We start from the raw sequence: 11645 nt of genomic DNA, 5'->3' as shown, positions 1-11645 counted from the left end.
ATGCGAAGAAAAACCATTTTTGCCGGACTGATTGTTTTGTCGGCATTTTCACTCTCCTATTCCCAGTCGAAACACTGGCAGAATAACGAGCGTGAGCTGCATTACAAAGAGGACAAAGGCGATTTTTTATTGGTCAACGGAAAGTACAGATTCAACCGTGCTTTGTATGGCGATAACCGTGCATCGAGGGTTGAAGCGGGAGATTTGCCAGAATTTGCGTTGTATCTTCCGGGAATGGGCGGGAATCTTCAATTCGTTATCCAAAAAGGAAATTCAATTAAAAAATTAATTCAGGCCGATAAAATTGAAACACGTTACCGCCCGGGTTCGATGCTGTATGAAATCAAAGACCCGATTCTCGGAAATGGAACTTTAAAACTGACAGTTTTGGCTCAAGCTAAAGAAGAAGGTTTGGTTTTAAAAATGGAAACTGTGAATGTAGATTCTTCAACAAAAATTTACGCAGTTTATGGCGGTGCGAGCGGAACGACTTTCAGCAGAAACGGCGACATCGGTGCAGACCCGGAATCCGGATTTTATCTGTTGCCTGAATATTGTCTGAACAATCAGTTTCAAATCAATAAAAATCAGTTTCAGCTAAATTATTTAAATAAGAAAAAAGAAACTCAAACCGTCAGCGGAAATTTTTCGAATGTCAATTCATTACAACAAACTGATGCGACGACTTTGGAAAAACTGGCTGAGTTTACTCAAAATAAAGCAGACAAATCTCCAATTGTCTATGCTTCATATTTTTCACAAAAGCAACCGGTTTACATTCAGGTGGCCAAAGGAAAATCGGATAAAACTTTTGCAGATGAAGATTTAAAAAACATCTTCAATGAAGCTGAAATATCCCGTTTAACATTAACGAGCAGAATTCAGCTAAAAACTCCGGATGCAGACTTAAATAACTTCGGAGCCAATTTAGCCGTTGCTGCAGATGGAATCTGGGAAAGCCCAACCTTCCTTCACGGTGCAGTTGCATGGCGAATGCGGCTGAATGCGTGGCGTGGCGCTTACACTGCCGATGTGTTGAACTGGCACGACAGAGCAAAAGAACATTTTGAAAGTTATGCCAATTCGCAGGTTCTGAAACCCGATTTTGCACCGATAGAAATGGACACGATGCGACATCTTGCCCGACACGAGGAGAAAATGGGAACTTCTGTTTTTTCGAGCGGATACATTTCCAGAAATCCGAATGACAACACAAAACCGCACCATTACGATATGAATCTGGTATTTTTTGACCAGATGTTTTCGCATTTCAACTATACCGGAGACAAAGAATTTCTGAAAAAAATGTGGCCGACGATGGTTCGTCATATGGATTGGGAAAAACGGAATTTCAAGCGTGGTGATTTATATGATGCTTACGCTGCGATTTGGGCGAGCGATGCCCTTCAATATTCGGGTGGAAAAGTAACGCATACTTCTGCTTATAATTATAGAGCCAACCGTGAAATGGCGAAACTGGCGAAAATCATCGGCGAAAATTCTCAGCCTTACGAACAGGAAGCAGATGCGATTTTAAAGGCAATGAAAAACCAGCTATGGATAAAAGACAAAGGTTATTTTGCTGAATACAAAGATGCTTTGGGCAATCAAATTGTTCACGACAAACCGGGAATCTGGTCGATTTATCACGTTTCCGACGCGTTTATTCTGAATGAATTTGAAGATTACCAAAACTTACAGTACATCAATCATCACACGCCCAAAATTCCGGTGAAGGTGAAAGGTGCGCAAAATAAAGAGTATTACACATTATCGACCACCAACTGGCAACCGTACGATTGGTCGATTAACAATGTGGCTTTGGCGGAAAATTTACAGACCGCTTTGGCGTATTGGCAGGCGGGAAGAAATGAAGATGCGTACCAACTTTGGAAGGGAAATTTGGTGGAGTCGATGTATTACGGCATCAGTCCGGGGAATTTTGAGCAGCTTTCTCATTACGATGCTTTTCGTGGCGAACTGTACAGAGATTTTGCCGACCCGATTGGTATTGCTTCGAGAACTCTGACAGAAGGACTTTTCGGAGTTTATCCGAACTTACTGGAGAATAAAATCAGCATCAAACCTGGTTTCCCGAAAGACTGGAATTCTGCCGAGCTGAAACTTCCGGATTGGGATTATCAGTTTAACAGAACTTCAAAAAAGACGGAGTATTTATTTAAATCAAAATATCAAAACCTGGTGGCGCTGGAGATGCAGGTTCCTGTGAATTATTCCAACATCAAATCGGTGAAAGTGAATGGTAAAAAAGTGGACTGGAAGATTAAACCCAATTCGATTCTGCAACCGTTTATTCAGTTTGAAACGCCGAAAGGAAAAGATTTTAAAATTGAAATCAATTATTCCGGAGAAGAATTGAAAAACGAACAAACAGATTACGTCAATTATATTTCTGAAAATCTTCAGTTAAATTTTGATTCAAAAAAGAAAATTAAAAATATCTACGACCCTCAAAGTTTGATTAAAAATTCCCCTCCTTTGGAGGGGTGGATTCGACCGAAGGGCGAAGACGGGGTGGTTAACCACGGATTTCAAATAATAAAAGAAGAAAGAAAAGGAACTTTTTTCGTTCAGGTGGAACAAAACGGAACGACTTGGTGGCAACCGGTGAATGTTGACATCCGTTTTCCTTTGGAGACAAAATGGGTAAATAAAAAACTTCAGATTCAATCCAAATCATCCAATCCAATTTATGGAAAGCTATCTGTTAATGGATTAAACAAAACTTTTTCGATTCAAAAAAATCAAAATGCGACCATTGAAATTCCGGCGAATGTTTTAAGCAAAGGAACCAATACAATCGTCCTTGATTATAACGGAATTAAACAAAATATAGAAATTACAGATTGGGAAATTGAAAACCAAGGTCAGTTTAACAATATATCATTGGCTTCAAAATACAATGAAAAAGTGACTGAAATTTTCAATCAGAAATACCTTTCGCCAAGACTGGAAGTTCCGACTTTACAGCTTCCGTGGCAGGGAATCGGAAACTGGTGTTATCCGTTAATCACCGCTCAAATCGATGACAGCGGATTGATGAGCAAAAGAAAAAATGGTAAAGTTGAATTTCTTGGAATTCCTTTTTTAATTGATAAAACCGATAAAAACATCGCATTTGTCAGTCAATGGGATAATTATTCAGATGCTCTTGAAATTCCAATTTCAGGGAAAGGAAAAAAAATCTATTTTCTGATGGCTGGAACTACCAATCCGATGCAGTCACAGATTGTAAATGGAAAAATTACGGTTCAGTATGCAGATGGTTCGACAACCGAAATGGAGCTGAAAAATCCGACGAACTGGTGGCCGATTGAGCAGGATTTGTTTGATGATAATTTTGCATTTGAAATTCCGGATGATAAGATTCCGTATCGCGTGAAACTGAAAACGGGCGAATTGTACAAGGGCGGAACTTTGAGCAAATATTCAAGTATTAAAGGATTTACAGACCGTCAGGTGGATGGTGGTTCTGCAACGATTCTGGATTTGCCAATTGATGCGAGTAAGGAATTAAAATCAATAAAACTAACGGCCGTGAGCAATGATGTGGTGATTGGAATGATGAGTGCGACAGTTTTGAAATAAATTTAAGATCAATAGGGACGGGCTTTAGCCCGTTCTGAAAAAATAATTATTCATTGGCTTTAGCCAAAACTTAGTTTAGATTTTGGCTAAAGCCAATGATTATTAACCATTAATAAAATGGGCTAAAGCCCATTCCTATTGATAAATATTCGAAAATAACAATCAAAATGAATGATGTTCTATTTTGATACGTGAGATATTGCAGCCCGACTTGAACGGAAATCCTTTTGCGAGGAGGAACGACGAACAAAAGATTGGGAGTGGAAGGCGGAAATGTCTGCCATAAAAAAATAAATTAAGATTCGAGGTAGTCAATAGCTGCCCAAAATATAACATTGAACAAATTTATTTACTGAAATAAAAGAAAAATGAAGAAAATTGCAATATATCTAAGCATTTTCCTGATGGGATTTTCTTCCCTGAATGCCCAGAAAATCGACCGAAAGAAAGTCGTTCAGCGACATAATATTGTCAACACAAAAGCCGATACCCTTTCAACTTTGACTGTTGGAAACGGAAAATTTGCCTATACGGTTGACATCACCGGAATGCAGTCGTTTCCTGAATATTACAAAAACGGAGTTTCTCTCGGAACCCAGTCTGAATGGGGCTGGAACAGTTTTCCGAATAAAGAAAACTATAAATTTGAGGAAACTTTAAAGCCTTACGATTTCAATAATGACGGTCGAAAAGCTTTGTACTCTGTTCAAATCAAAGAACCGGAAAGGAATAAAGGTGCTGTGGAATATTTCCGTGTGAACCAACACCGTTTGCAGTTGGGAAATATCGGGATTGAACTGACGAAAAAAGATGGCCAGAAAGCAAAAATTTCAGACCTGACCAACGTCAATCAGAAGATTGATTTATGGACAGGAATCATCACAAGTGAATTTACTTTGGAAGGAACTCCGGTAAAAGTTTGGACGGCTTCTTTCCAAAATTCAGATAAAATCGGGGTGAAAATTGAATCTGATTTGGTGGCTAAAGGAAAGCTTAAAGTTTTTGCCAAATACCCGCATCCATCGGGACAGTTTTTGGATGATGCCGCATTTTATGGAAGAGAAAACGAACATACCACGAAAATTGTTTCTTCTCAGTCGACCCAGGGTTTGATTCAGCATAAATTGCAAAGCACGGATTATTATACTCAATTCAATTTTACGGAAGGGAAACTTCGTGAGGCAGGAAAACACTACTTCGTTTACGAGCCTTCTTCCAAAAATAAAACCGTTGAATTAAGTGTTGAATTTTCAGCTAAAAGTCCGAAATCTAACAGAACTTTATTCGCTGATGCTGAAAAAGAAAGTACTTCAGGTTGGAAAAACTTCTGGGAAAGCGGTGCTGCCGTTGATTTTGCAGGAAGTACAGACCCGAGAGCCAATGAGCTTGAAAGAAGAGTGGTCTTGTCAGAATATTTAACGAAAGTTCAGTGTGGTGGGAACAATCCGCCTCAGGAAACAGGTTTGACATTCAACAGCTGGTACGGAAAACCACACACGGAAATGCATTGGTGGCACGGTGTTCACTTTGCACTTTGGGGAAGACCGGAAATTTTGGAGAAGCAACTCGATTATTATTTCAGGTCATTTGATAAAGCTAAAAAATTAGCAGAAAGACAGGGTTACAAAGGCGTTCGTTGGATTAAAATGTCGGATAATGAAGGTAACGAAAGTCCATCTTCTGTTGCTGCATTTTTGATTTGGGAGCAACCGCACATTATTTATATGACCGAACTTTTGTACCGCAACAGCAAAGATAAAAAGGTTTTAGAAAAATATAAAGATTTGATTTTTGCAACGGCTGATTTTATGGCAGATTTTGCGACGTATGATAAAGAGAAAAATCGCTATAACTTGGGTAAAGGAGTCATTCCTGCACAGGAAGTTTTCCCCGCGAAAGATACTTACAACCCTACTTACGAAGTGGCATATTGGGATTGGTCGTTGAGAATCGCTCAAGAATGGAAAGAAAGATTGGGTCAGCCGAGAGATAAAAAATGGGATGATGTGATTAATAAACTGGCTCCGCTTCCCGTTCAGGACGGCGTTTATTTATCGACAGAATCTGCAAAAGATTCATTCACATTTCCAAAATGGATGACCGACCACCCTGCTGTTTTAGGCGCATTGGGAATGGTTCCTGAATCTCCGAAACTGGATAAAAAGATTATGAAAAACACGCTGGATATCGTTTGGGAAAGATGGAACTGGGAGCATACGTGGGGTTGGGATTTCCCGATGACTGCAATGAACGCAGCAAGACTGGGACTTCCAAATAAAGCTTTGGACGCTTTGTTTATGGACATTCAAACCAATACGTACCTGAAAAACGGTCATAATTTTCAGGACAAGCGTCTTAGAATTTACCTTCCTGGAAATGGCGGTGTTCTGACAACTGTTGCAATGATGTTGGAAGGTTGGGACAGCTCAACTGGACAATATCCAGGTTTCCCGAAAGACGGAAGCTGGAAAATAAAAGCGGAAGGTTTTAAAAAGATGCCTTAAAAAATTTCACATTCATATTAATTGAAGTCTGTCCTGAAAAGGGCAGGCTTTTTTAATTCAATATTCAAAGCTTTTAGTATAATATTTTTTGGCTTAAAAGTCTTATATTTCATTTTACATCAAGAAATTGGTGATTTATTCGATTTAAACATAATTTAAATAAAAATAAAAACACACTGAAAATCAAATATTTAAAAATAATTAAATATTTAAACATGACGATTATCAGTTATTGTAATTTTTTGTAACTTGTCTTCTGTCACAAAATCATTTTTTGAAATTAAATTTTGTTAAACTAAAATAATTTCATTACGACAAGTCATGGCTGAAACATTCGAAATAAACATCAACGAAAACTCCAGAGTTCCAAAATATAAGCAGATCGTCGATTCTATTCTGAACGGAATTGATGGTGGCGAAATCAAGATCGGAGAGAAAATCCCTTCGATCAACGAACTTAGCGAATCATGTTTTCTTTCGAGAGATACTGTAGAAAAAGCTTATAAAGAGCTTAGAAAAAGGCAGATCATCGAGTCGGTAAAAGGTAAAGGATATTATATTTCACGCATCAATAAGAACGACAGCATTAACATTTTCTTTCTCATTAATAAACCGAGCACTTACAAAATGATGATCTACAATTATTTTGTGAACGCTATCGGTAGCAAAGGAAATGTAGAAATGTACATTTACCATTGTGATGAGACCCTTTTCATCAATTCACTCAAAAAAAATCTTGGAGGTTTTGATTATTATGTGATTATGCCTCATTTCCGTGATGAGCAATCTAAACATACAAGTTCCACCAAAGAAGTTATTGATATTATTGAGAAGATTCCGAAGAATAAATTATTAATGCTTGATAACACGAAACCTGATATTTCGGGAGAATATGGTTCTATTTTTCAGGATTTTGAGAATGATATTTACAACGCATTGAAAGAAGGTTTAGATAAAATTCAGAAGTACGAGAAGATCATTTTGGTATATCCTGACAAAGATATTCACCCCTATCCTTTCCGAATTGCACGAGGTTTTGAGAATTTCTGCAGAGACTATAAGCTTGATTATGAGATTCTTGATGAAATTTATCCCGATATGGAATTACAGGATAGAGATATTTTTATCACCATTCGTGAACGCGACCTTGTAAATTTAGTGAAACAGATCAGACAGAAAAACCTGAAATTGGGCGAAGACATTGGAATAATTTCTTATAATGAAACTCCACTGAAAGAATTACTTGGCATTACAGTTATCACTACAGATTTCAAAGCGATGGGCGAATCCGCTGCTTATATGATTCTTAAAAATAAAAAAGAATCTGTGAATAATGTATTTAAATTTATTCAAAGAGATTCATTATAAACCAAGATTTATTAATATTTAAAACAAATCCATGCAATCGATTACACTAAATCGGTTCATTAAAAATATATATTTAATTATGATCAAAAAAATAATTTTTGCATTTAGTTTTTTAATGGTAATTTCTATTTCTGCTCAAAAGAAAGATGATACACAAGCTGTCACCGAAGCAGCAGAAAAGCTGAGATTAGCTATGGTGAATGGTGAAAAAACAGAATTGGAATCTTTAATTTTACCGGAACTGACTTATGGACATTCTGGCGGGCATATTGACGATGCCAAAGAATTTGTTGAAAAACTTGTCAGCAAAAAATCTGATTTTGTAACGATTGAAATTACAGATCAAAAGGTTCAGATTGTTGGCAATACAGCGATTGTCCGTCATCATTTTTATGCAACAACAGCCGATATGGGAAAAGCTCCGGGAGATGTAACTTTGGATATTTTGTTGGTTTGGGTGAAAGCAAAAAAAGATTGGAAACTGTTGGCAAGACAGGCGGTGAAAGCGAAGTAGTTTGAAGAGCCAAGGAAAAAGGTAAAAGAACCAAAATAAAGTTTTATGAAAGACTACACGACAGAAAAATATAAAATTACTATTTATTCTGAACTAACTTTTACCGAATTGTCAGTTGATAATATTATTAACTATGACTTTATATATTTTGAAAAATCTGAATATAAATTCTCAAGTATTTTTGGAATTAGAGTATACAATAAAGATGCTTTAATTAAAAGTGCAGTAATTGGGTCTGATGGTGGAGAAACAGGTCTTCATGATACTTCCACAATCATTGAAGATGATAAAATCTTAATATGCTGTTCAGATTCAATTTTCTGTTTATCGATTCCCTATTTAAATTTACTATGGCAAACAAAAGCAGACCCTGCTACTTGTTTTGAAATTTATAAGTATAAAGAAAGTTACATTATTCATGGTGAACTTCAAATCTCAAGACTAGATAACGATGGAAAAATACTTTGGCAACAGGGCGGTCAAGATATATTCACAACACCGGATTCTGAGAATGATTTTTTAATTAAAGATGATTATATAGAAGTTACTGATTGGGAAAACAGAGTATACAAGTTTGATTTTGATGGTCAAATAATATAGTCTACGCTAAATAATTATTCTCAAAAATTTACCACCATAAGAACAAAATATTGAGCTATAACTCTCCACAACCGTCTTACAATTTACGTAACCACAAAGAACACTAAAGCTTCCACTAAGGACACAATAATTGTGAACCTTCTGGAAAATATTTGTGGTACCTTGTGGTAAAAAATATTAGTACAAAAAAAATACAATTCATAGAACTGTATTTTAAATTTTATTATCGTTTAAAGAGGTTTGCAATTTTAAAAGCATAGCTGAAAAACATCCATCTTCCTGCTTCCATCTTCCCGCTCAAACCTACTTCACCCTAAAATTCTGCAACTGTTCCGGTTTATCACAGCAAACCTGCTCCATAACCTGTCTGAACTGCATTTTCAGCATTTCGATAATGTGATCCCCACCTTTTTCGCCTAAAGCTCCGACGGCATACATAAAAGTTCTTCCCATAAAGGTAAATTCAGCACCACAACTCAAAGCTCGGGCAACATCCGGACCGGTTCTTACCCCGCTGTCCATCATGATTTTAATCTGACCTTTATATTTTTCGCTAATATCTTTTACCACAGCAATCGTAGATTCTCCGGCATCCAACTGTCTTCCGCCATGATTGGAAATAATCATTCCGTCGAAACCTAAACGTACAGCTTCTGCAGCATCTTCGTCGGAAGCAACTCCTTTAATGACCAATTTCCCTTTCCATTTGTCACGGATCGCTTTAATTCGGTCTGAATTTAATCTTCCTGAAAAAGTAGAGTTCATGAACTGTCCCAATTGCTTCACGTTCATATTTTTATCCATGTATTTTTCCATGGTTTTAAAACTTGGAACACCGTGTTTTAACATTTCTAAACACCACTGCGGTTTTGCCAACGCCTGAGAAACATTTCTAAAATTCAGTTGAGGTGGCATTGCCAGACCATTTCTTATTTCTTTAGCTCTGTAACCAAAAGTCGGAACATCAGATAAAACACAGAGCACATCATAACCCGAAGCTTCACAACGGTCGAGAATATCGTCTCTTAACCATTCTTCTCTCGGATGATAGAGTTGAAACCATGCGTTACCTTCCGTCAGTTCAGCAATTCTTTCGATACTGCTTGTCGTTACGGTACTTAAAATGAAAGGAAGATTATGTTTAAAAGCAGCTTTTGCTAAAATTTCAGGAGCATTCGGCCACATTAATCCCTGTAAACCTACCGGAGAAATACCGAAAGGTGCAGAATAGGTTTTTCCGAATAGTTCGGTTTCCATATTGGCTTCTGCGTAGTTGTTGTTCAGATATTGCGGACGAAGCAAAACCTCTCTTAGTTCACTTGTATTTCGGTCGCGGTTGATGTTTTCATTACAGCCTCCGTCTAGATATTCAAAGGCAAAACGGGGCATTCTTTTTTGAGCCTTTTCAATTAAAAGTTCAAGCGATGCATATTTGGTATCAAATGGAAATGCCATAGTTTGTTTGATGTTTGATGTTGGTTGATGGATGTTTGATAATAGACGATACAAAATTAATTAATATGTATATTTTCATTTAACTTCCAGCATCTGACTTCCAGCTTCCAACAAAATTTATAAATTAAAAATTAACGGTTGAAGCACTTTCATCTGATAATGCTGCTGTAAAAAAGTTTCGTCTATTTTTTTGTTGGAAATTACCATGGAAGCTCCTAAAGCAGAACCCAATGGAGAATGCGTAGACATTACATTGTAGTGGTGGAAATGATGCGACATCAGTTTCATGAATACATCATTATCTGTAAATCCGCCGTCGATGTAAATGTTTTGAATTTCAGAATTTCCGATGGCATTTTTGATGGTGTGAATCTGTAAATCCATCAACTCAATCATTAACTGATGATATGCTTCTTCAAAGGTTGCAAAAGAGTTCAAATCTGTTGCGCTTATCATTTTCCTCTTTAAAATAATGCCTTCAAAACGGAAATAAACTGCTTTATGCTTCATCAAACGCAGATACAAGTCCTGATCAAACTTTACTTCTCTATGATAACCATATTCTTTTCCGTAATGAGCACACAGTTTTTCAACCTGAATTTTATATTCATTCCCCATGAAAAAACGGGATGCTTTTACACGTTTCCCATCAATTCTCATATAGTTCAGGCAATTGTTTTCGATGTCTTCATCGGTTAAACTTTCATCATTAAAAGGATTCAGTGAAATACTCCAGGTTCCTGTTGAAAGCAGTAAAAATGGCTCTTTTTTACTTAAAATATAAGGTAAAAGCGCTGAAGAACTGTCGTGAATTCCAACACCGATTTTCATTTTTTGATTTCTGTACGAAGTATTGATACTTGCCGAAGTAGGAACAATCGGAGGTAACATATGATCGATTTCCTCTTCATAAACCCAGTCGTGATAATCTGCTTTATCATAATCCCACAAATTGGTGTGGCAGCCTATCGAAGTGAATTCCGACACACAAATTCCGGTAAACAGATATGATAAATACTGAGGTAAATGAAGACTGTAGCGAATCTTTTTAAATACTTCTGGATGTTTATATTTTAACCAAAACAGCTGCAATCCTGAGTTGAGCATTCCTGCTTGTGGAGAAGCTGTTTCACGGGCAATTTTCAGTTTGCTGCCGTGTTTTTCGTAGAATAAATCCAGGATCTCCTCTTCGATTGGTTTTGTGTAATTGTACAATGGTGTGAGAACATTTCCTTTCTGATCCAGATGTACAAAACTTGCTCCGTACGTAGAGAAATTAATAGCCTTAACTTCAAAATTTTCATCGTCAAGAATGGCATTAAAATTATCTTTGATCCAGTTTTGCAAAGCAACTAAATCTTCCGTTGGATAACCGTCTTCATCGGTCGTAAGTGGTAATTCTGTATACTCACGAACAACTTCTTTATAATTTTTATCAAATAGAAAGAATTTTTTATTGGTTTTCCCAATATCAAATACGATGGTTACCTTTTTTTTCTTGGACATTCCTGTGATGAATTATTTATTTAAACATAATAGCGCAGATGTTTTGACTAATAGCGCTAACTTGTTTACTTTAATTAAAAAACAAAATC

General features: G+C 36.8%; 7 protein-coding genes. 5 read left to right on the top strand and 2 right to left on the bottom strand.

Going from position 1 to position 11645, the window contains the following annotated elements:
- From BA768_RS20495 to BA768_RS20475, 5 genes are all read left to right on the top strand, one after another.
- Complete coding sequence (locus BA768_RS20495; RefSeq protein ID WP_065722240.1) at positions 1–3609, top strand: DUF4450 domain-containing protein; 3609 nt, start codon at positions 1–3, stop codon at positions 3607–3609.
- Between the two features lie 368 nt (positions 3610–3977).
- Positions 3978–6113 (top strand): hypothetical protein, encoded by a 2136-nt coding sequence (locus BA768_RS20490; RefSeq protein ID WP_065722239.1) that lies wholly within the window; start codon positions 3978–3980, stop codon positions 6111–6113.
- Between the two features lie 321 nt (positions 6114–6434).
- Positions 6435–7481, top strand: coding sequence for a GntR family transcriptional regulator (locus BA768_RS20485; protein WP_034678383.1), 1047 nt, complete (start codon positions 6435–6437; stop codon positions 7479–7481).
- Positions 7482–7560: 79 nt separating this feature from the next.
- Positions 7561–7995 carry a nuclear transport factor 2 family protein gene (locus BA768_RS20480; RefSeq protein ID WP_065722238.1) on the top strand — a complete coding sequence of 145 codons (435 nt, stop codon included), beginning with the start codon at positions 7561–7563 and terminating at the stop codon, positions 7993–7995.
- Between the two features lie 45 nt (positions 7996–8040).
- A complete protein-coding gene (locus BA768_RS20475; protein WP_065722237.1) occupies positions 8041–8595 on the top strand; it encodes a hypothetical protein in 555 nt (184 codons plus the stop codon).
- Between the two features lie 303 nt (positions 8596–8898).
- On the opposite strand, the gene BA768_RS20470 is transcribed toward BA768_RS20475, so the two are convergent.
- Complete coding sequence (locus BA768_RS20470; protein ID WP_065722236.1) at positions 8899–10050, bottom strand: alpha-hydroxy acid oxidase; 1152 nt, start codon at positions 10048–10050, stop codon at positions 8899–8901.
- A gap of 117 nt (positions 10051–10167) precedes the next feature.
- A complete protein-coding gene (locus BA768_RS20465; protein WP_065722235.1) occupies positions 10168–11556 on the bottom strand; it encodes an FGGY-family carbohydrate kinase in 1389 nt (462 codons plus the stop codon).
- Positions 11557–11645: the final 89 nt, after the last annotated feature.

Source organism: Chryseobacterium sp. CBo1 (assembly GCF_001693475.1).
GTDB classification, from domain to species: domain Bacteria; phylum Bacteroidota; class Bacteroidia; order Flavobacteriales; family Weeksellaceae; genus Chryseobacterium; species Chryseobacterium formosense.
This window is presented reverse-complemented; position numbering and strand designations above follow the sequence as displayed.